This is a genomic window from uncultured Gordonia sp., assembly GCF_937858515.1.
GTDB lineage: Bacteria > Actinomycetota > Actinomycetes > Mycobacteriales > Mycobacteriaceae > Gordonia.
Map to the genome: position 1 here is coordinate 1 of NZ_CALLZT010000179.1, position 20,135 is coordinate 20,135.

General features: G+C 65.7%; 16 protein-coding genes and 1 pseudogene. 10 read left to right on the forward strand and 7 right to left on the reverse strand.

What is annotated here, in order from left to right:
- Nucleotides 1-106 precede the first annotated feature (106 nt).
- A complete protein-coding gene (locus Q0627_RS17620) occupies nucleotides 107-817 on the reverse strand; it encodes a TetR/AcrR family transcriptional regulator (protein WP_298811728.1) in 711 nt (236 codons plus the stop codon).
- Between the two features lie 190 nt (nucleotides 818-1,007).
- Between Q0627_RS17620 and Q0627_RS17625 the strand changes: the two genes are divergently transcribed.
- Nucleotides 1,008-1,463, forward strand: a complete 456-nt coding sequence (locus Q0627_RS17625; RefSeq protein ID WP_291013445.1) for a nitroreductase/quinone reductase family protein — start codon at nucleotides 1,008-1,010, stop codon at nucleotides 1,461-1,463.
- Nucleotides 1,464-1,510: 47 nt separating this feature from the next.
- Complete coding sequence (locus tag Q0627_RS17630) at nucleotides 1,511-2,896, forward strand: DNA polymerase IV (protein ID WP_298811712.1); 1,386 nt, start codon at nucleotides 1,511-1,513, stop codon at nucleotides 2,894-2,896.
- Between the two features lie 26 nt (nucleotides 2,897-2,922).
- On the opposite strand, the gene Q0627_RS17635 is transcribed toward Q0627_RS17630, so the two are convergent.
- Entirely contained in the window at nucleotides 2,923-3,888 is a 966-nt protein-coding gene (locus Q0627_RS17635; RefSeq protein WP_291013443.1) for an asparaginase, read from the reverse strand.
- A gap of 203 nt (nucleotides 3,889-4,091) precedes the next feature.
- Between Q0627_RS17635 and Q0627_RS17640 the strand changes: the two genes are divergently transcribed.
- Nucleotides 4,092-4,628, forward strand: a complete 537-nt coding sequence (locus Q0627_RS17640) for a hypothetical protein (RefSeq protein ID WP_291013440.1) — start codon at nucleotides 4,092-4,094, stop codon at nucleotides 4,626-4,628.
- Between the two features lie 114 nt (nucleotides 4,629-4,742).
- Here the strand turns inward: Q0627_RS17640 and Q0627_RS17645 are convergent, their stop codons facing one another.
- Nucleotides 4,743-5,783, reverse strand: a complete 1,041-nt coding sequence (locus tag Q0627_RS17645) for a hypothetical protein (RefSeq protein WP_291013437.1) — start codon at nucleotides 5,781-5,783, stop codon at nucleotides 4,743-4,745.
- Between the two features lie 53 nt (nucleotides 5,784-5,836).
- On the opposite strand from Q0627_RS17645, the gene lspA reads away from it, so the two are divergent.
- The 7 genes from lspA to Q0627_RS17680 all read left to right on the forward strand — a co-directional run bounded on the left by lspA (nucleotide 5,837) and on the right by Q0627_RS17680 (nucleotide 13,928).
- Entirely contained in the window at nucleotides 5,837-6,508 is a 672-nt protein-coding gene (gene lspA, locus Q0627_RS17650; protein ID WP_291013435.1) for a signal peptidase II, read from the forward strand.
- Nucleotides 6,501-7,424, forward strand: coding sequence for an RluA family pseudouridine synthase (locus tag Q0627_RS17655; protein ID WP_291013432.1), 924 nt, complete (start codon nucleotides 6,501-6,503; stop codon nucleotides 7,422-7,424). Before lspA ends, Q0627_RS17655 begins: the two co-directional genes overlap by 8 nt.
- A gap of 359 nt (nucleotides 7,425-7,783) precedes the next feature.
- Nucleotides 7,784-11,332 (forward strand): DNA polymerase III subunit alpha, encoded by a 3,549-nt coding sequence (dnaE, locus tag Q0627_RS17660; protein WP_291013429.1) that lies wholly within the window; start codon nucleotides 7,784-7,786, stop codon nucleotides 11,330-11,332.
- A gap of 90 nt (nucleotides 11,333-11,422) precedes the next feature.
- Nucleotides 11,423-11,656, forward strand: a complete 234-nt coding sequence (locus Q0627_RS17665; protein WP_291013427.1) for a hypothetical protein — start codon at nucleotides 11,423-11,425, stop codon at nucleotides 11,654-11,656.
- 149 nt (nucleotides 11,657-11,805) lie between these two features.
- Entirely contained in the window at nucleotides 11,806-13,188 is a 1,383-nt protein-coding gene (gene ilvA, locus Q0627_RS17670) for a threonine ammonia-lyase IlvA (RefSeq protein ID WP_291013447.1), read from the forward strand.
- Between the two features lie 41 nt (nucleotides 13,189-13,229).
- Nucleotides 13,230-13,442, forward strand: a complete 213-nt coding sequence (locus Q0627_RS17675) for a hypothetical protein (protein WP_291013425.1) — start codon at nucleotides 13,230-13,232, stop codon at nucleotides 13,440-13,442.
- An 84-nt stretch (nucleotides 13,443-13,526) separates the two neighbouring features.
- Nucleotides 13,527-13,928, forward strand: a complete 402-nt coding sequence (locus Q0627_RS17680) for a PPOX class F420-dependent oxidoreductase (RefSeq protein ID WP_291013423.1) — start codon at nucleotides 13,527-13,529, stop codon at nucleotides 13,926-13,928.
- A 231-nt stretch (nucleotides 13,929-14,159) separates the two neighbouring features.
- Here the strand turns inward: Q0627_RS17680 and Q0627_RS17685 are convergent, their stop codons facing one another.
- From Q0627_RS17685 to Q0627_RS17700, 4 genes and pseudogenes are all read right to left on the reverse strand, one after another.
- Complete coding sequence (locus Q0627_RS17685) at nucleotides 14,160-14,855, reverse strand: DUF6745 domain-containing protein (protein WP_291013421.1); 696 nt, start codon at nucleotides 14,853-14,855, stop codon at nucleotides 14,160-14,162.
- Between the two features lie 546 nt (nucleotides 14,856-15,401).
- The gene (gene treZ / locus Q0627_RS17690) at nucleotides 15,402-17,183 is read right to left on the reverse strand and encodes a malto-oligosyltrehalose trehalohydrolase (protein ID WP_291013419.1); all 1,782 of its coding nucleotides are present in this window, start codon (nucleotides 17,181-17,183) and stop codon (nucleotides 15,402-15,404) included.
- 120 nt (nucleotides 17,184-17,303) lie between these two features.
- Nucleotides 17,304-19,622, reverse strand: coding sequence for a malto-oligosyltrehalose synthase (treY, locus tag Q0627_RS17695; protein ID WP_291013417.1), 2,319 nt, complete (start codon nucleotides 19,620-19,622; stop codon nucleotides 17,304-17,306).
- A pseudogene (locus tag Q0627_RS17700) lies at nucleotides 19,622-20,135 on the reverse strand (glycogen debranching enzyme GlgX); the annotation flags it as partial. The gene treY and the pseudogene Q0627_RS17700, both read right to left, overlap by 1 nt.

Here is a 20,135-nt window from a genome sequence, read left to right on the forward strand (position 1 = left end):
CGAAGCGACGAAGCAGTGATCAACCTTCTTGATCCCTGAGGCCGAAGCGACGAAGCAGTGATCAACCTTCTTGATCCCTGAGGCCGAAGCGACGAAGGAGCGAGGGTCACGAAGGGTCCGGTGACCTTTCGCCACCTGACGCAACCACTCCAAAACCCTCGGTCCCCAAAAGAATCCGAGACATCGCCAGCCGAACCTGCGCCTCGAACAACATCTCCGGATGTCGGAACGTCCCGGTTCCGTACTGCCCGAACACCTCCAGGCTGACCGCCCCGATCAACGCGGCCCACACCGTCGACCCCGCGGCGATCACCGGATCGGGCAACGCAAGCCCGAACTCGTCACGAATCGCCGACAGGTCCGCCGAGATCGCCGCAGCGCAATCCGGCAGGTCATCGCGCACCAATCCACGTGCATGCGCGTCTGCGAGTTCACGCAGCAGCGTGGCGACGACCCGCGTGCCGGGCACCACGGTCTGTTCGGCGGGCGCGGCGTATCCGGGTACGGGACTGCCGTAGAGCAATGCCCAGCGCGCGGGATCATCGACCGCCCATCGCCGTACCGTCGTCGCGGCGGCCAATAACCGTGCCTCCGGATCGTCGCCGCCGGCCTGCGCGACGGCGGTGTCGACGGCGTCGGCGAGATCGGCATATCCCTCCACCAGCAGCATGGTCAGCAGATCGTCGCGGCTGGGCACGTACCGGTACACCGCCGACGAGACGACACCGAGTTCCCGGGCGATCGCGCGCAACGACAGCCCGGCCGCACCGTGTGTGCGCAGATGGCTGCGCCCAAGCGCACGGATGTGCTGTTCCATCGCTTCACGATTGGCGGCGCGACTGCCGCGCGACCGTCTGGTTCCGGCCGGCTCGGGGTGGGTCTGCGAACTGGTCACTACACGATCATGCCATAAATGAGAGCGGTGCTCCTGAAGTTGTGCGGACGGTGAGGCACAATCAAAACGAGATCAATGCTCTCGAAATTGCACTTCAACTCAGGAGGCTGCTATGAACGCCGCGACCCACTACATCCCGCCGAACCGGTTCGACCGCGCTTTCAACGCTGTCGTCGGTGGTCTCGCACGGCTAGGAGTGAACGTCGCCGGCGCCGAGACGCTGACCGTCATCGGGTGGAAAACCGGCCGGCCGCAGGAGATCCCGGTCAATCCGCTCACCCTTGATGACGACGAATTCCTGGTCGCGGTCCGCGGCGAAACCCAGTGGGTACGCAACGTACGCGCCACTGCGACGGTAGAACTGCGGCGAGGCAGGCGGGTCCGCCGCGTCATTCTGGAGGAGGTGGCGGTAGCCGACCGCGCCCCGATCATCGCGGCCTACCTCGCCAAGTGGGGCTGGGAGGTGGGCCGGTTCCTACCCGGACATCTCACGCCCGGCGCCTCGGTCGACGAGATCGCCACCGAGGCCGCCAAGCTCCCGGTCTTCATCGTGCGCCCGGCCGGCTGACCGGCGTCGACGTCCGCCCGGCCGGGTCGTCGGACGCGCGAACTACCATGCGAGGTGTGGCCGAAGCACCCGAGGACGAACGCGGTTCGCGCTGGGTGATGCATCTGGACATGGATGCCTTCTTCGCCTCCGTAGAGCAACTCACCCGCCCGACTCTGCGCGGGAGGCCCGTCCTGGTCGGCGGGCTCGGTGGCCGGGGCGTTGTGGCCGGGGCCAGTTACGAGGCCCGTGTCTTCGGCGCCCGGTCGGCGATGCCGATGCATCAGGCACGACGGCTGGTCGGTGCCGGTGCGGTGGTGTTGCCGCCCCGTGTATCGGTGTACCGCAAGGCCAGTGAGCGCACATTTTCCATTGTCCGAGAGGTGATTCCGGTCATCGAGATGCTCTCTTTCGATGAGGCCTTCGGCGAGCCGGCCGAGTTGGTGGGGGCATCGGTGGCCGAAGTCACCGCGTTCGCCGAGAACATCCGCACCCGCATCGAGGCCGAGACGGGACTGACGGCGTCGGTGGGGTTCGGCAGCGGGAAACAGATCGCCAAGATCGCCTCGGGCATGGCCAAACCCGACGGCGTGCTCGCGCTGGCCCCCAGTGCCGAACTCGGCTTCCTGCACGCACTTCCGGTCCGCAAACTCTGGGGGATCGGGCCGGTGTCGGGGGACAAGCTGACCCGGCTCGGCGTCGACACCATCGGCGATTTCGCGGCGATGTCCGACATCGAGGTGGCCTCGGTCCTCGGCGGCACCCTCGGCCCCGCCCTGCACCGGCTCGCTCAGGGCATCGACGACAGACCTGTCGCCGAACGAGCCTCCGCCAAACAGATCAGCGCCGAATCGACCTTCCCGGAAGACATCACCACGATGCCCGGTCTGCGGACCGCGATCTCCCGGGTCGCCGCGGACGCCCACCGGAGGCTGCTCGCCGACGGTCGCGGCGCCCGGACGGTGGTGCTCAAGCTCAAGCGCACCGATATGTCGATTCTCACCCGATCGGCCACTCTCGGGACGGGCACCACCGACCTGGACACACTCACCGCGACGGCACAGCGACTGGCGCTCGACCCGCTGGAAATCGGCCCTATCCGGCTCGTCGGCGTGAGTTTCTCGGGTCTCACCGACACCGAGCAGTACACGCTGTTCGACGACACCCGAGGTCCCGGGAACGATGAAGCTGACACCACCGCAACGGATACGGAATCAGCACCGCCGGGAGTGGTGAGTGTCCAGAAGGGCGACCCGGCGTCGCCGGAGTGGTCGACCGGCACCGATGTGGTCCACGCCGGCCACGGTCACGGCTGGGTACAGGGCGCCGGACACGGCGTGGTCACCGTCCGTTTCGAAACCAGTGCGACCGGACCCGGCCGGGCGGTCACGTTTGCGGCCGACGGCACCGAACTGCGCCGCGCCGACCCCCTCGACAGCCTCGTATGGGACTGAGCGACAGCGGGAATCGGCAGAGCGGCTCAGCCGATCGCCGGGTCGCTGGCCCGGAAGAACTCGGCGATCTGCGCGGCGTCGTGGCCGGCACCGAGCAGCACGGCCAGCGCAATCCGGGCCTGCGGTGCGCGAAGCCAGCGGGAGATGATCGCACCCGCACGTTCGAGGTCGACGGCGCCACCGCCGCCGCCGTAGGTGGGGACGATCGGTCCGTACGGCACCCGGCTGGTCACCACGACCACGACTCCATCGTGCACGGCCTGGGCCACCTGGGCGGTCACGTCGGGATGGGTATTTCCCGAACCTGTTGCGGCGAGCACGATTCCGGCCGCATTCTGCGATACGGCCGCGGCGATGAGACCGGGGGACACGCCCGGGTACAGCGTGAACGCGTCGACCCGCGCATGAGCTACCGCCGATATGTCGGCATCGATCACCGGCCGTGGCAGATCTGGATGGGTCGTGTCGAATGCGATTGGATTGTCGGTGGAAACCTTGAAAATGCCCCGCGCGGACCACATCCGGCCACCGAGTACCACCAGGGTGCCCTTGCCGCGCGATGACGGATCGGCTGCCACGCGCAGGGCGTCCTCGATGTTGCGTGGGCCGTCGGCGTTGGGGGCGTCGGCGGGGAACTGCGCTCCGGTGAACACCACGGGACGCTCGTCGGTGTGGAACAGATCGGCCAGGTAGGCCGTCTCCTCCATGGTGTCGGTGCCGTGGGTCACCACGACGGCCACGACTTCCGGATCGGCGAGTGTGTCGCCGATCGCCCCGATGATGCGGGACCTGTCGGCGGAGGTCATCGCCGAACTGTCAACCGACATCAGGTCGACGGCCGAGACAGTGATGTCGGGCAGCGGGTCGGTCCGCGGCGTGGACAGGTCGGGCAACAGGTCCGCCGCCGACAATGCGGGCACGGCGCCGTCGGCGGTTGTGGTGGCGGCGACAGTGCCGCCGGTGGTGAGCAAGACGATCGTCGACGTTGCCATGGATCCACCCTGTCGGTTGTGCCTCTTCCCGTCAATACGACTGCCTGTCAACACCGACCGATCACTGGTGGGCGGTTTCCTCGCTTTACCTCATCCTCAGCATCGTTTGGCATAGTGGTGTGAGCCGAGAACCGGGGACTGGTAGAGATATCCGGGTTCTCACGCCGCGAAAGCAACGATTTGCAGGACAGTAAGGGAGATCGGTGAAGTATCCGAAGTTGATCACGGCAGCAGTCATTGCGGGGTCCATCGCGCTGGTGTCTACCGGTTGCGGTTCCGACGATGACGCGCCCCTGCCCACCACGACCGCCGCTCAGACGTCGGAGTCCACAGCCGCGGGCAGCGGCACCGACGGCGACGTGACCGACGCCAAGGTGCGGCCGTCGGCGGAGACTCTGAACAAGATGCTCGAAACCGCACTCGATCCTGCCGTGCCCAGCTCGGAGAAGGTCGACCTCGTAGAGGGTGCCGAGAAGGATCCGGCCATTTTCGATGCGCTGGTCAAGCTGGTGAAGGCGAATCCCGATGTCACCTACAAGATCATTCCGCCGGTGACCTCGGACGGCCCCAACAAGGCCAAGGTCAAGGTTGAGATCAAGCTGCCCGACAACCCGGCGACGCCGGTCGACGCGGCGATCACCTACGTCGACGGCCGGTGGAAGCTCGCCCAGACCACCGTGTGCAACCTGGTCACGATGGGCGGCGACGGTGTCAAGACAGCGATGTGCCCGGCGAGCTGACCTGGCATTCTTCAGTGACCTCGCCCCACCGCTGACCTCGCCCCGCTGCTGACGGGGTGGCACCGGTGATGTGGTGACAGGGCCACCGTGAAAGGTGTGTGCTGAGCGCGAAGCTCAGCGGGCACGCCAGTTCACGGTGGCTCCTGTCTGTTGGACGATGGGCGCCGACTCGTCGGAGCCGACCAGTTCGCGCGCCCCCGACAGGGTGATGGTGGCGTCGGTGGGCAGACCGCGGTCGAGGTCGAGTGTCACCGTGCCGGTGCCTTCATTGGAATAGCGCCGCAGGGTGACGGTCTCGCTGGTGCCGGGCACCGCGAACACCGAGTTGACCGGACTCTCGTCGAACGTCACGCCGAGAACAACGCGATCGCCCGCCCACGATTTCAGGGTGACCGTCATCGTCTGGGTGACGGTCACCGCTCCGCTGATCGAACGCTCCGACTTCCACACCGCACCGACGCCCACTGGTTGGGTGGGCAGTCCGACGGATACCTGCAGCGCCTGGACCAGTGATTGTTCGATGGCGTGCCGGGCCTCCGAGCCGGACGCCTTCGTCGGCAGCAGCCGCAACGAGATCGGTACGGTGCCCGGGCCCACGGCCATTCCGGCCCGGCCGCCTTCGGACTTGGCCAGTTGCTCGTCGAGTGTAGGGTCCGGTGAGGTGGGCCGATCCAGTGCCAGTTCCAGATCGGTGGGGTCCTGACATCCGAACCGGGCGGTCATCGGGATGCTGACGGTCTGGCTACGGTCGTCGACACCGTCGGTGGCGGTGCGGGACACGGCGCTGGAGGTCACCGACAGTGTCGTCCGCTGCGGGGTATCGCGTGCGGGGGTGGCCGCCGGAACCTTGCGTGGCTCCGCGCCGGGAGCGGTGACGGTGATCTTGGCCGGCGCGATCGGGATCGGCTCGACGCCGTCGCGTCCGGAGGTCGAGTCGGTGGCGCAGCCTGTGGAGGCGTCGGATGCGGCGGTGTCGGCGGTGTCGTCCGAGCCGCATGCCGCGAGCACGAGCGTCATCACGCAGACCGCGGTGGCCGCCAGCGTCGGGAGCACAGATCGCCGGCCGGGCTGTGGGTCGGTGGATGCGCCGGCTGTGGGGGCGACAGCAGCGGCGGCGGAATCTTGCGGGCGCGACACACGGTCAAACGGGGGCACGGGGCCAGACTATTGCAGCATTCGGGGATGATGGACAGGTGGATGAGGACGCGATGAGCGAATCGGCCGGTAGCCCGGCGCTGCGCGACGAGAACGAGCGCGGCGACGACGGGCCGGTGCCCGACGGTGTGGTGGAGACCGGTGCGGCGGAGGCGGGGGCTGCCGGGGCGGTCACAGCCGTGAGCGAGGACACCGAACGTCGCCGGGTCCGACGCACCCTCGGCGTGTTGGCAGCGGTCGCCCTGACCGTCATCGCGCTCGATCAGCTCACCAAAGCGCTGGCAGTGGCCCACATCGACCCGCAGAATCCGGTCCGGATCATCGGTGACACCGTGACGCTGACTCTGGTGCGCAACAGCGGTGCCGCGTTCTCGATGGCCACCGGATACACATGGGTGCTGACGCTCGTCGCGCTCGTGGTGGTCATCGGCATCCTCCGGTACGCCTCGCGGTTGGTGTCCACGTGGTGGATCGTCGGGATCGCGCTCGTGCTCGGTGGTGCGATCGGCAACCTGATCGACCGCATGTTGCGCTCACCCGGACCACTGCGCGGTCATGTGGTCGACTTCGTGTCCGTCGGCTGGTGGCCGGTATTCAACGTCGCCGATTCGGCCGTCGTGTGCGGCGCGATTCTGCTGGTCGGCTTGTCGGTGCTCGGCTACGAGTACGACGGTTCGCGAACGGGTTTCGCCGCCCGCCGGGAATCCGGTGATGACGATGCGTGAATCGAGGATGCTGCCGGTACCCGACGGTGTCGACGGTATGCGCGTGGATGCCGGCGTCGCCCGGATTCTCGGCCTGTCCCGAACCGTCGCCGCCGGTCTGGCCGACGCGGGTGATGTGACCGTGGACGGGGTCGAGGTCGGCAAGTCCTACAAGCTGGCCGCGGGGTCGCTGCTGCACGTGGTACTGCCCGCGCCCGCCGAACCGTTGCGTGTCGAACCGACCCCGGTCGAGGACCTCGACGTCATCTACCACGACTCCGACATCGTAGTCGTCGACAAACCGGTGGGGGTGGCGGCGCATCCGTCGCTGGGCTGGAGCGGGCCGACGGTGATCGGTGCGCTGGAGGCCGCCGGATTCCGCATCTCGACGTCCGGTGCCCATGAACGGCAGGGGATCGTGCACCGCCTCGACGTCGGCACCTCCGGGGTGATGGTGGTGGCCGTCTCCGAACGTGCCTACACGCTGCTCAAACGTGCGTTCAAGCAGCGCACCGTCGACAAGGGCTATCACGCGGTGGTGCAGGGTCATCTCGATCCGCCGATCGGTACCATCGACGCCCCGATCGGCCGGCACCGCGGCAACGACTGGAAGTTCGCGGTCACCGCGAGCGGCAAACCGAGCATCACCCACTATGAGACGCTGGAGATGTTCGCCTCGGCGTCGTTGCTGGACGTGCATCTGGAAACCGGCCGCACCCATCAGATCCGGGTGCACTTCTCGGCCCTGCACCATCCGTGCTGCGGCGACCCGACCTATGGGGCCGACCCGACGCTGGCCGCGAAGCTGGGTCTGGAACGGCAGTGGCTGCACGCCAAGACCCTCGGTTTCGCCCATCCGGCCGACGGTCGCCGCGTCGAGTTCAGCAGTGACTATCCCGACGACCTGCAACACGCACTCGGCGTCCTGCGCGGCTGACCTTCTTGATCCCTGGGCAGAGGCGTTGGGCCGCACGTCCAAGTCACCCTGTGGGCGTGTCGGGTGCCTCGGTCACCGGACCCCTCGTGACCTTCGCTCCTTCGTCGCTTCAGCCTCGGGGATCAAGAAGATGGCCTACCTTCTTGATCTTTGAGGGGGATGTAAGGATCGAGTAGCTGTGGTCTACGTTCTTGATCCCTGAGGGCGACGCGACGAAGGAGCGAGCGTCTCGAAGGGGCCGGCGACCCGAGGCTCCCAACGGTGTGCCGGTCGGACGATGTCGCAGCCGACGCCTAGAGTGGGTGAAGCCCTGACGCATGACTGCGTGACGTACCTAGCCGGTGAGGTGACCTGACTCCGTGACCGATTCCTTCGTTCACCTGCACAATCACACCGAATACTCGATGCTCGACGGCGCGGCGAAAGTGTCGCCGTTGTTCGCCGAGGCCAGGCGGCTGGGGATGTCGGCGATCGGGATGACCGACCACGGCAACATGTTCGGGGCCTCGGAGTTCTATAACACGGCGGTCAAGAACGATGTGAAGCCGATCATCGGGATCGAGGCCTACATCGCGCCGGGTTCCCGGTTCGACACCAAGCGTGTGCTGTGGGGCACTCGCGATCAGAAGTCCGACGACGTGTCGGGTTCGGGTGCGTACACCCATATGACGATGGTCGCTGCCAACGCGACGGGTCTGCGGAACCTGTTCCAGCTGTCCTCGCTCGCCTCGATCGAGGGGCAGCTGGGTAAGTGGGCGCGCATGGATGAGGATCTGATCGCCGCCCACGCCGACGGCATCATCGCGACGACGGGGTGCCCGTCCGGGGAGGTACAGACTCGCCTGCGCCTCGGTCACGACCGGGAAGCCCTCGAAGCTGCCGCCAAGTGGCAGGAGATCTTCGGGCCGGAGAACTTCTATCTGGAGTTGATGGAACACGGCATCGAGATCGAATCCCGGGTCCGGGACGGGCTGCTGGAGGTCGGCCGCAAACTCGGCATCAAACCGCTGGCCACCAACGACTGCCACTACGTGACCCGTGAGCACGCGTCGGCGCATGAGGCGTTGTTGTGTGTGCAGACCGGTAAGACACTGTCGGATCCGACGCGGTTCAAGTTCGACGGCGACGGCTACTATCTCAAGTCCGCGCAGGAGATGCGGGAGCTGTGGGATTCGCAGGTACCGGGGGCGTGCGATTCGACGCTGGAGATCGGTGAGCGCGTCGAGTCGTACAAGGATGTCTTCACCCATCGGGACCGGATGCCGATCTTCCCGGTACCCGACGGGTACACGCAGGAGTCGTGGCTGAGCCGGGAGGTATTCGCCGGTCTGGAACAGCGCCGGTTCGCCGGGCGCACCGTACCGGAGGAGTACCGGGCGCGTGCCGAGTACGAGTTGCGGGTCATCAACCAGATGGGGTTCCCCGCCTACTTCCTGGTGGTCGGCGACCTGATCCGCCATGCCCTCGAAGTCGGTATCCGGGTGGGTCCGGGCCGTGGTTCGGCCGCCGGTTCGCTGGTGGCGTGGGCGCTGGGAATCACCAACATCGACCCGATCCCGCACGGTCTGCTGTTCGAACGGTTCCTTAATCCCGAACGCGTGTCGATGCCCGACATCGACATCGACTTCGACGATCGTCGGCGCGGCGAGATGGTGCGCTATGCCACCGATCGGTGGGGATCGGACAAAGTCGCTCAGGTCATCACCTTCGGCACGATCAAAACCAAAGCGGCTATTAAGGATTCGGCGCGGGTGCAGTTCGGGCAGCCGGGGTTCGCGATCGCCGACAAGATCACCAAAGCTCTGCCGCCGCCGATCATGGCAAAGGACATCTCGGTGTCCGGGATCACCAATCCCGATCATGAGCGGTATTCGGAGGCGGCCGAGGTGCGGACGCTGATCGAGACCGATCCGGATGTGAAGAAGATCTACGACACCGCGCTGGGTCTTGAGGGTCTGATCCGCAATGCGGGTGTGCACGCCTGTGCGGTGATCATGTCGTCGGAGCCGCTCACCGATGCGATTCCGGTGTGGAAACGCGCCCAGGACGGGGCGATCATCACCGGCTGGGACTACCCGTCGTGCGAGGCCATCGGCCTGCTCAAGATGGACTTCCTGGGTCTGCGCAACCTCACCGTGATCGGTGACGCGCTGGAGAACATCAAACTCAACCGCGGCATCGACCTGGATCTCGACATCCTGGCCCTCGAAGACGACAAAACCTACGAGCTCCTGGCCCGCGGCGACACCCTCGGCGTATTCCAGCTCGACGGCGCGGCCATGCGTGAGCTCCTGAAACTGATGCAGCCCACCGGATTCGAGGACATCGTCGCCGTCCTCGCGCTGTACCGGCCCGGTCCGATGGGTGTGAACGCGCACACCGACTACGCCAAACGCAAGAACGGCCTGCAAGACATCAAGCCGATTCACCCCGAACTCGAAGAACCGCTGAAAGAGATTCTCGCCGAAACATTCGGTCTGATCGTCTACCAAGAGCAGATCATGCAGATCGCTCAGAAGGTCGCCGGATATTCACTCGGACAGGCCGACTTGCTGCGCCGCGCCATGGGTAAGAAGAAGAAAGAAATTCTCGACGAGGCGTACGACGGTTTCGCCGAAGGTATGCGGGGCAACGGCTTCTCCCAAGCCGCGATCACAGCGCTGTGGGATACCGTGCTGCCGTTCGCCGGATACGCATTCAACAAATCGCACGCCGCCGGCTACGGTCTCGTGTCGTTCTGGACCGCCTACCTCAAGGCCAACTATCCGGCCGAATACATGGCCGGTCTGCTCACCTCCGTCGGCGACGACAAGGACAAGGCCGCAATCTATCTCGCCGACTGCCGCAAACTCGGCATCACAGTCCTGCCGCCCGACGTCAACGAATCACAACGCAACTTCGCCGCCGTCGGCGCCGACATCCGCTTCGGTCTCGCCGCCATCCGCAACGTCGGCACGGGTGTGGTGTCCTCAATCCTGTCCGCCCGCGAGGAAAAGGGAAAGTACACCAGTTTCTCCGACTACCTCAACAAGATCGATGTCGTGGCCTGCAACAAGAAGGTCACCGAATCACTGGTCAAGGCAGGTGCTTTCGACTCCTTGAGCCATCCGCGCAAGGGGCTGTTCCTCGTGCACGGCGATGCCATCGAATCGGTGCTCGGCACCAAGAAGGCCGAGGCCGTCGGGCAGTTCGACCTGTTCGGTGACGCCGGCGGCGGCGCCGACGACTCGATGGCCGACGTATTCGCGGTCAGGGTGCCCGACGAGGAATGGGACACCAAACACAAACTGGCCCTCGAACGGGAAATGCTCGGGCTCTACGTTTCCGGGCATCCACTCGCCGGTGTCGAGCACGCCATCGCCCAGCACACCGACACCACCATCACCTCGCTGCTCGAAGGCAACATCTCCGACGGCGCGCAGATCACGATCGGTGGCATCATCTCCTCGGTCACCCGCCGCGTCAACAAGAAGGGGGAGCCGTGGGCGGCGGTCACCCTGGAGGACATGGTCGGTGGTGTCGAGGTGTACTTCTTCCCGCGCGCCTTCCAGACGTACGGCCTCGACATCGTCGCCGACAACATCGTGCTCATTAAGGCGCGCGTCAACATGCGCGAGGATTCCATGATGATCAGCGCCAACGACCTGGCCGTACCCGACCTGTCGTCGGCCGGTGCCACCAAACCGGTGAGCCTGACCCTGCCCGCCCGCATGTGCACCCCCGACCGGGTGCAGCAACTCAAACAGGTACTCACCAGGCATCCGGGCATGGCCGACGTGCACGTCACCCTTGTCAGCGATCAGCGGCAGACGTTGCTGAGACTCGCCGAGAACATGCGCGTCACTCCCAGCTCAGCGCTGATGGGTGACCTCAAAGCACTGCTCGGAGCCGGCTGCCTCAACTCCTGACATTTGCGTTTTCAGTCACACCTGTTCACCAAAGTTCGGTGAGCCGAACATTTGCGTCGTAGGATGGTGGAAACCGTCCTGGGAGGCGCCATGACCACGATCATCGAGTCGATTGACACGATCCGGCCCAGCCACACCCACGCGACCGTCGACATCGCGGGCGTGGCGTGGCCGGTCTACAAGGTCCGGGCACTGGTCGTCGCCGCAATCGCCGCCCTGATCGCGCTCGTACTCACCGGCTCAGGCGAGGTCACCATGTGGGCCTGCGCCCTCACCCTCACCACCCTCTGGTGGGCCGGCCGCCTGCGCCCCCAACTTTCTTGATCCCTGAGCCGACGAGCACGGTAGCCCCCACGCTTCTTGATCCCTGAGGCCGAAGCGACGAAGGAGCGAGGGTCACGAAGGGTCCGGTGACACGCCCACATGACCGGACCACCACCCTTACCACCCGCCCCCACACCGCCGGTGAGACCATGGAACCCGTGACTGTGCAGCAATCGGCGGATGCCGACCTATCGTCGGCATTGGGTGTGGCAAAGGTGGACGAGGCCGCCGAACGGATCGCCGACGCGGTGGCGCGCACGCCGCTGGAGCCGTGCCCCCGGCTCAGCGCCGCCACCGGAGCACAGATCTACCTCAAACGCGAAGACCTGCAGACCGTCCGCTCGTACAAGATCCGCGGTGCCTACAACGTGATGGCGCAACTCTCGGACGAGGAATTGGCCAAGGGCGTCGTCGCCGCCAGCGCCGGCAATCACGCCCAGGGCGTCGCGTACGCCTGTCGGTCGATGAAGGTGCACGGCCGGATCTACGTGCCCACCACCACCCCCAAACAGAAGCGCGACCGAATCCGTTGGCACGGCGGTGAATTCGTCGAACTCCTGGCGGTCGGCGACACCTACGACGCCGCCGCGGCAGCCGCCCAGGCCGATGTGCTGCGGACGGGCGCGGCCTGGATCCATGCCTTCGACGACGTCCGCACCGCCGCCGGTCAGGGCACCATCGCCCGCGAGATCGTCGAGCAACTCGGCAAGGTGCCCGACTACGTGATCGCGCCCGTCGGCGGCGGCGGCTGTCTCGCCGGCATCGCGTCCTACCTGCGCGCCATCAGCGATGAGGTGACGATCGTCGGCGTGGAACCGACCGGTGCGGTGTCGCTGGCCGCGGCCCTGGCCACCGGCGGCCCGTACACTCTTGGCTCCATCGACCCGTTCGTCGACGGTGCCGCCGTCAAACGCATCGGGAACCTGGGGTACCGGGTGATGTCCGGGCTGGGCGCCAGCGTCAGTGAACACACCGTGCTCGACGCGATCGGCATCACCTCCGGAGTGGACGTCAAACCGGCCGGACTGGTGACGCTGCCCGCCGGTGCCGCACACATCACCCACGTCGATGAGGGCGCGATCTGTTCGGCCATGCTCGGCCTGTATCAGAACGAGGGCATTATCGCCGAACCCGCGGGCGCCTTGTCGGTGACGGGTCTGAGCGAGGTGGACATCCCGCCGGGCGCGACCGTCGTGTGTCTGGTGTCCGGCGGCAACAACGACGTCTCCCGCTACGGCGAGATCATCGAACGATCCCTCGTCCATCAGGGCCTAAAGCACTATTTCCTGGTGCATTTTCCGCAGGAACCGGGCGCGCTGCGCCGCTTCCTCGATGAGGTACTCGGCCCCGACGACGACATCACCTTGTTCGAGTATGTCAAGCGCAACAACCGCGAGACGGGGGCCGCGCTCGTGGGCGTCCAGCTCGGTGCACCCGAGGGTCTTGCAGGTCTGATGGACCGCATGTCCCACTCGCGCCTGAACTGCGAACGCCTCGAACCCGGCACCCCCGCCTACGACTACCTCACCTGAACAAGTGAGGGCAGGAACGTTCATCGCGGCGACTGCTCGACGTGCTGTTACGTGAGCCGGTCATCGATTCAGACACGGCCGCAGCAGAATTGGGGATCGCTGTCGGCAACGTCGGCCGCACCGTGCAGCCCCTGGTCGAAGTCGGAATACTGCACGAGTTCACCGGTTTCAACCGCAATCGAATGTGGCACGCCAAGGAAGTCACCGACGCCCTCGACGCTTTCGCTACCAGGGCAGCGCGCCGCGCAGACTGACCGCGCTCGCATTCCCATCGTATCGTCGCACGGTCATCGTGAGCACTTGACATCAAGTGGACTTGAGGTTCTACGGTGGTGCACATGCCTGCTTTCGGAGAATCCGTGCTCGATGACCCCGCCGTGCTGAAATACCTTGACTCCCAAACGCTTGGCCGCCTCGCGACGGTCGACAAGTCGGGTGCACCCCAGAACTCCCCGGTGAGTTTCACGATCAATCATGAGCTGGGAACCATCGATATCGGCGGTTACACGATGTCAACGAGCCGCAAGTACCGCAACCTGGCCACCAACGACCGCGTCGCGTTCGTCGTCGATGACGTGTTCTCGGTGCGACCGTGGAAGGTACGGATGGTCGAGATCCGCGGCAGGGGAGAGCAGGTGCCCGGAACCACCTCCGAACCCGGCCACGACGACGCCCTCATCCGGGTCCACCCCGACCGTGTCATCGTCTTCGGCATCACCTCCGCCAGTACTGCGGAGTAGTTCGATGCCTGACGATGGCACGCTTTGTGCCGTTGTCCACGATCTGACCACCACTTCGGGGAGTAGATCCGCGGGCACGATGATCAGATCACCTTGAGCCTGGAGACCGTCAACGATCGGAATCGCGACGCTGCGGTCCAGGTGGTCGAGCACGTCTCGGCCGGATAGGTGGCTGAGGGCAGAGAGGGTCAGTGAATTCATTTGGTTACCTTGGTTTGTCGGAATGTGCGATCAGGTGCGGCGGACCAGCCGCGCGTAGTCGTCGCCTGCGATGCCGTAGGTCCAGCCGGCGGCGGTCAGGGCATCAGAAATATAGCGGGGGACGTAGAGTCCGTAGCGTCGTCGGCGGCCATCGCGCTCAACGGAACCGTTGTCCACCAGTAGGATTCGGAAGTCCTCAATCCATTTGTGGGGGTTTCCGTACAGTCTCAACGTGCAGCCCGGATTTCCGGGATCATGGGCGGCATCGAGCAAGGTGAGGCCGGTGGCGTCGATGTAGGTGTCCCAGCCGATTCTTTCGATCGCGGTCCGCCGGATTTCGACGTTGCGCTCGTCCCGTATTCGTTTCGCTGTCGGGTCGGTGACCACCCATTGCGGCACGATGGTGCCGTGAATCGCGAAAATGGTGAGACCATCCGCGAATTCGACCGCCGGACCGTTCTCGTGGTGCAGGCGTCGTTCGCCGTGGTAGTTGCCGGGGATCGGTTCGGTGTGCATGGCGACCGGGCGGTCTGCCATGACACACACGTTTGGTAGCGCCCACCACCAGCCCGTCGACGCAGTGACTGCGGTGAACAGGTCGAGGAAATGGTCGTCGTCGGGTTGGAATGTGATCAAGCCGTGTGCCACACCATCGATCAGGGTGGTCTGCAACGATTCCCACACCGTCACCTCGACGATATGACCTGGCGGGGCACCCCTTTCCATTGCCTCCAGAGGATCGGAGAATCGCGTCGCTTCGGTGGTCGACAGAGCTTCCAGCTGTTGGTGACCGCGGTGGCAGCCGCGCGTTCATCCGCTTGGTGGATTCTGCGATCAGCTCCGAAATCAACCCGCTCGGACTGGTGAAGACATCTGTCACACGGGCGGAGGGGTGATGTGTTGCAATAGTGTCGATCGCCGAGGCCGGAGACGGTACCCATTCGAATTGTGGTGGTGAACAACCGCATCGAGCATGAATCTCGATTGCTGCCGCCTCAGCGGCGCTGCGGTCGGCGGGGGCTGTACGCAGGCCGTAGTCCAGCCATTCGTCGCGGGTGGCGACGATCGCCTCGGTCAGCTCGGGAAACCGACTGGTGTGATCGGGGATGACGACCCATAATCGGGTCCGTGCGGCGCTCACGCGACGGTGGCGGTGTCCGCCTTTCCTGTAGTCATAGCGATTCACTGTACACCCGCACCGTCATGGCGTAAGGGCAACGGAGCGTCACGCATCCCGCGTCACGAAGTTTACGAGGCGGGAAGTGGCCGAGGTCAGCGGCGACGGCCGATGGCGACAGTGTGGGGGGCCAGGGCCAGGACGGTACCGGTTTCGTGGTAGTCGCCCCAGGCCAGGGCGACGCCGAGCTGGATCGGAACGCCCACGGGTGCGGTGCCGAGGTTGCACACGACGCTCCACGCACCCCGGTGCATCGCGAACCATTGCGCATCGGTGTCATAGGTGACCGTCACGGATTCGAACCGATCGTCGGCAAGGTCGGGCTCGTTGTGCCGCAATGAGATCAGGGATCCGTAGAAGTCGAGCATGGCGGCGTTCTCGGGGCGCGATGGCTCGCTCCAGTCGAGGGTGGAGCGCCGGAACGTCTCGGGATCCTGCGGATCGGGCACGTCGTCGGTGTGCCAGCCGTGTTCGGCGAACTCTGCCCGGCGGCCGTTGCGAACCGCGTCGCCGAGTTCCGGTTCGGGGTGGGAGGTGAAGTACTGGAATGGGGTTCGTGCCGCCCATTCCTCACCCTGGAACAGCATCGGGGTGAACGGGGAGAGCAGCACCAGCGCCGCCTTGATGGCGAGTTGCCCGGCGTTGAGGTAGGCGGTGGGCCGGTCGCCGATGGCGCGGTTGCCGATCTGGTCGTGGTTGCAGGTGAACACCACCAGCCGCGATGCCGGAACCTGATCGACCGGAATTGGCCGGCCGTGATGGCGACGGCGGAACGAGGAATAGGTTCCATCGTGAAAGAACCCACCGCACAGTACTTTTGCCAGACATTCGAATGATCCGAAATCGGCGTAATAGCCCTGTCGTTCACCGGACACCGCGGTGTGGATCGCGTGGTGCACGTCGTCGTCCCACTGGGCGTCGAGACCGAAACCGCCACCGGCCCGGGGTGCGATGAGCCGCGGATCGTTCAGGTCGCTTTCGGCGATCAACGACAACGGGCGGCCCAGCTCATCGGACAACTCGGCGACCCGCACCGCCAGCTCTTCCAGAATGTGTACGGCTCGATGATCCATCAGAGCGTGCACAGCGTCCAGACGCAGGGCGTCGGCGCCGAAATCGCGGAACCAGCGCAGTGCACTCTCGATGATGAACGCGCGCACCTCGTCGGAATCGGCGTCGGCGAGGTTGATCGTGGATCCCCAATTGTTCGCTCCGCCGGTGAAATACGGGCCGAATCGGGGCAGGTAGTTGCCGGATGGTCCGAGATGGTTGTACACGGCGTCGACGATCACCCCGAGCCCGCGGGCATGGCAGGCATCGACGAATCGGACGAAACCATCAGGCCCGCCGTATGGTTCGTGCACCGCGAACCAGCCCACACCGTCATACCCCCAGCCGTGATCACCGTTGAAGGCGTTGATCGGCAGGACCTCCACGAATCCGATGCCCAGGTGGACGAGATGGTCGAGCCGCTCGATAGCCGCATCGAAGGTGCCGCCCGGGGTGAAGGTGCCGATGTGCAACTCGTATGTCACCGCGCCATCGACGGAACGGCCCGCCCACGAGGTGGGAACCGGGGGAGTGTGCACCTGCGACCAGCCGTGCACGCCGTCGGGCAGGCGCAGCGAACGCGGATCTGGGACGGGGTCACCGCCATCGACGGCGAACGCGTACCGGGTTCCGTCGGCAGGCACGTCGAGGTCGCCGGCTGCTTCCGCGGGGACCGACCACCAGCCGCCGTCGTCGCGGACCAGGCTCACCACCTGAACCACGTCGGGACGCTCGACGTGCAGGTCGACCTGCTCCGCCGTCGGCCCCCATACTGCGATGTCGGCGATGGTTGCGGGAATCAGCGGATGCTCGGATGCGGAACTCACGACCCTCACGCTATGCGCACCAGGCGGTGGCCGCACGACGGGACGAGAACCGCCCGCCCGCGCGCGACGAACGCATATGTGTGTCGCCGGTTCGCGTGAGGGTGGTTTATGTCCGCTGGTTCAGGTGCGTTCCAGGATTGCGACGGGGGATTGGGCGCGCAGTTCGGATAGGGGTGCCGGGCCGGTGAACGTGCTGCCGGTGGCGGCGTCTTTCCAAGTGCCTTCCGGCAGTTGCACTGTGGTGTCCGACGGGTCGAGGCGATGAGTGCAGCGGCCCGTCACCACCACCACGTCCGGTTCGTCTCCGGAGCCGCGGGCAAAGGCGATCACATGGTTGGCGGCAGGGCCGTCGGCGGTCAGTGGCAGGTAGTTGCCGCCGGGACCGAACGCCGCCGGATGCCGGCCGCGCACCGATAAGGCGAGTCGCAGCAGCTCGGTCTTACGGTCCGGTGGTCGGGTGTAGTCCACGGGACGCCGATTGTCGGGGTCGACCAGCGAGTCGTCCCACCACTGCGTGCCCTGGTAGATATCCGGAACACCGGGACCCAAGACAGCTATCGCTTTGCGTGCCAATGATTCCTGAATCCAACCGGGGGCGATGAGGCCGACGAACGCACTGATCGAGGCTGCGACCTGCCCGGTGGTGACGGTGTTGATCCAGATGCCCAGACCGGTTTCGAAACCGTCGTCGACGGCCGTCCACGATGTCCCGATGCCGCCTTCGCGCGCGGCTTTGCGTGCGTAGTCCCGTAGCCTGCGGCGCAGCGCGGTATCGAGAACCGCTACCGGTACCCCCGCATCGTCGACCGGCCACACCCCGATGATGTTCTGCAACAAGAAGTATCCGGTCAGTGGCTCCGGCGGCGGGGCGTCACGCCACACTGTGCGCACCAGGATGCTCCAGCGACCGGGGACCTGCGCGATCATGGCGATCCGGGCGCGTACATCCTCGCTGCGCTTGGTGTCGTGGGTCGACGTCGCGGTCAGCGCCGCCGGCCAGTCGCGGGCCCGGGCGATATTGATACCGTGAAACTCGTTGGCGGACATCGAAGGATTGGCAGGATCGCCGCCCACCTCCTGCGCCGACAGTAGTCGAGCCGTCCGGTAGAAGATACTGTCCTCAACGCTTTTCGCGGTCACTGCACCGCACGTCTGGGCCAGCCGCGACGACACCCGGCCCGGTTGTGCGGTCAGGTCGGCGATGGTCGCAAGCGCACCGCTCAGATGCGGGTGGTCGGCCGCGACGCGGTCGGCGGCATACAGGAGGCGGGTCCGTAGCGACGGGTAGTCGGCCCGGTACACACCGAGCTCGGCTATCAGATGGGCTGTGGCGTCGGCGATCTCGCTGTCGGGGAGGCGCCGCTCGTCGGGTGGTGATGAGGCGATCGCCCGGATCAGCCGCCGATGCTCGGTGGGGAACATCTCCGTGACGGTGAGCAGTTTGCGGGAGTGTTCGGCTTCGGTGATCCACGCGGCGTCACCGGGATTCCCTACGACCCTGTCGTGGATCTCGGCGAGCTCGACGACGCCCGCCGACGGTACGAACACCGAATCGATGGTGCGCAACTGTTCGTAACCGGTGGTTCCGTCCACCGGCAGTGTCGGCTCCAGCGGTTCGTCCACCGCCAGCACCTTCTCGATGTAGATCAGCCGTTCATCGCCGAGAAGCTCGCGCAGATCCCGCAGATAGCCCTGCGGATCCCACAGCCCGTCCGGATGATCCACGCGCACACCGTCGATGAGGTCGGCCATCAGCAGCGCGGCGATCCATTCGTGGGTGGCGGCGAAGACCCGCGGCTCCTCCTGCCGCAGGCCGGCCAGCTCGTTGACGGTGAAGAACCTTCGGTAGCCGACGAGCCCGGAGTTCCACGGCACCAGCCGATAATGCTGACGTTCATGCACCTGCGAAGGTGTGCCGTCGCCGGTGCCCTCAGCCACCGGGAACGCGTGGTCGAAATACCGCAGCACCGTGCCATCGGGATCGAGCGTGAAATCGGACGGATCTGCGTCGGCACCGAGCACCGGCAACGCGATCTTGCCGTCGGCGCCGTTGTCGACGGAGAAATCGACGTCGAAGAAGTCGGCGAACTCCGACGCCGCGCCCTTGGCCAGGAGATCGGCGAACCATGGGTTGGCCATCGCGTCGGCCACACCGGTGTGATTGGGCACGATGTCGATGATGATGCCGAGGCCGAATTGAGTTGCGGCGCCGCGTAGCCGGGTCAGCCCGTCGAGACCACCAAGGATCTCCGCGACCTGCGGCGGCGGCACCCAATCGTAGCCGTGCGTCGATCCGGGCATCGCGGTACCGATCGGGGACAGATAAAGGTGGGAAACCCCGAGCCCCGCGATATGCGGGAGCACCCCGATCACCTCGTCGAATCCGAAATCTGGAGTCAACTGGATCCGGTAGGTGGCCACCGGCGACCGCGAGACCATCAGGCCGTCTTCCGCAGGACCAGAACAGACCTGCCGCGAACCGGCAGCGGTTCCTCCGCGCATCCCACCGCCGACGTGTCGCCGGTGGCATGCGCGGAGTCGAGCACCCCTTCCCAATTCAGCCCGTACCGCGACGACGGCAGATGGAAGTCGATCGTGTCGTGGTGGGCGTTGAAACAGATGAAGAAGCTGTCGTCGGTGATCTTGTTGCCGCGTGTGTCGGTTTCACCGATCCCGTCACCGTTGAGGAACACCGCGAGGGATTTGCCGAAGCCGCTGTGCCAGTCGTCGGTGGTCATCTCCTGCCCGGCCGGGGTCAGCCACGCGATGTCGAGTGTCTGGTCACCCCACCGGATCGGAACGCCGGCGAAGAACCGGCGTCTGCGCAGCACCGGATGCTTCGTGCGCAACGCGATGGCCTTGCGGGTGAAGGTGAGCAGGTCGCAGTTCTTTTCCGCCAGTGACCAATCCATCCACGCCAGCGGCGAATCCTGGCAGTACACATTGTTGTTG

Coding starts and splice junctions, on each gene's coding strand:
- Q0627_RS17680 (WP_291013423.1), top strand. CDS start 13,527: ATGCCTGCTTTCGGAGAATCCGTGCTCGATGACCCCGCCGTGCTGAAA.
- Q0627_RS17665 (WP_291013427.1), top strand. CDS start 11,423: ATGACCACGATCATCGAGTCGATTGACACGATCCGGCCCAGCCACACC.
- Q0627_RS17655 (WP_291013432.1), top strand. CDS start 6,501: ATGCGTGAATCGAGGATGCTGCCGGTACCCGACGGTGTCGACGGTATG.
- Q0627_RS17685 (WP_291013421.1), bottom strand. CDS start 14,855: ATGGAAAGGGGTGCCCCGCCAGGTCATATCGTCGAGGTGACGGTGTGG.
- treY (WP_291013417.1), bottom strand. CDS start 19,622: ATGGTCTCGCGGTCGCCGGTGGCCACCTACCGGATCCAGTTGACTCCA.
- Q0627_RS17620 (WP_298811728.1), bottom strand. CDS start 817: ATGGAACAGCACATCCGTGCGCTTGGGCGCAGCCATCTGCGCACACAC.
- Q0627_RS17625 (WP_291013445.1), top strand. CDS start 1,008: ATGAACGCCGCGACCCACTACATCCCGCCGAACCGGTTCGACCGCGCT.
- Q0627_RS17630 (WP_298811712.1), top strand. CDS start 1,511: ATGCGAGGTGTGGCCGAAGCACCCGAGGACGAACGCGGTTCGCGCTGG.
- lspA (WP_291013435.1), top strand. CDS start 5,837: ATGAGCGAATCGGCCGGTAGCCCGGCGCTGCGCGACGAGAACGAGCGC.
- Q0627_RS17635 (WP_291013443.1), bottom strand. CDS start 3,888: ATGGCAACGTCGACGATCGTCTTGCTCACCACCGGCGGCACTGTCGCC.
- ilvA (WP_291013447.1), top strand. CDS start 11,806: ATGGAACCCGTGACTGTGCAGCAATCGGCGGATGCCGACCTATCGTCG.